Raw genomic sequence first — 806 nt, forward strand, 5'->3', positions numbered from 1 at the left:
ATCGCGAATGAGCAACAATATCACCCTCAGGCATTTGCGGGCGTTTGTCGCGATCGCGGATTTGGGTGGGTATACCGCCGCGGCCCGCTCCTTGAACATCGCGCAATCGGCCTTAAGCCGAACGATAATGGAGATTGAGGAGGAACTCGACACCCGCCTTTTCGAACGCACGACAAGGAGGGTCGTCCTTACGGCATCCGGCGAGCAGCTATTGATGAACGCGCGCCGTGTTCTCGAGGAATTCGACAGCGCGCTATCACGGTTCCAACTCTACCAAAACGGACTCGACGGAATCGTAAGCTTGGCTGCACTTTCGTCGGTTGCGTCAATTATGCTGCCAACGGTCATTTCCGAATTCAGGAAAACCAGGCCCAACGTCAAAATGTCGGTAAAGGATGGTTTCGCGAACGAGGTTGTTCGACATGTGTCCGACGGACACGTCGATTTTGGGATCACTTCCTTTCCAAAGGCGAACGAACAGCTGGTTTGCGAACCGATAGCAGCGGATGTTCTGGTGTGCATCTGCTCGAAATCTCACAGGTTCGCGGGCATGGAAATGGTGTCCTGGAACGACTTGGCTGGCGAAGACTTCGTCGCATTTGATCCCGTGAGCAGCATTGGCATTTCGGTGGATCGCGCTCTGCAAATTGCGGAAATCCAAACCGGGACCATCACAGAGGCTCGGGACATCGGCACAGTTGCGGGCCTCGTTTCCGCCGATATAGGCGTGTCCGTGGTGCCGAGCCTTGTCCTGCCCATGATGCAGTTTGGTGATTTTGCCCAGAAAAAGTTGGTGAGCCCCCTAG

At 55.1% G+C, this 806-nt stretch carries 1 protein-coding gene; it reads left to right on the forward strand.

Annotated features, from left to right (window positions below):
* Positions 1-7 precede the first annotated feature (7 nt).
* Positions 8-806 (forward strand): LysR family transcriptional regulator (locus NKI95_RS34320; protein WP_352722273.1); only part of this gene is annotated, 799 nt, incomplete at its 3' end.

Origin of the sequence: Mesorhizobium sp. M0306, from assembly GCF_040321655.1 — a bacterium.
In the GTDB taxonomy this organism is placed as follows: domain Bacteria; phylum Pseudomonadota; class Alphaproteobacteria; order Rhizobiales; family Rhizobiaceae; genus Mesorhizobium.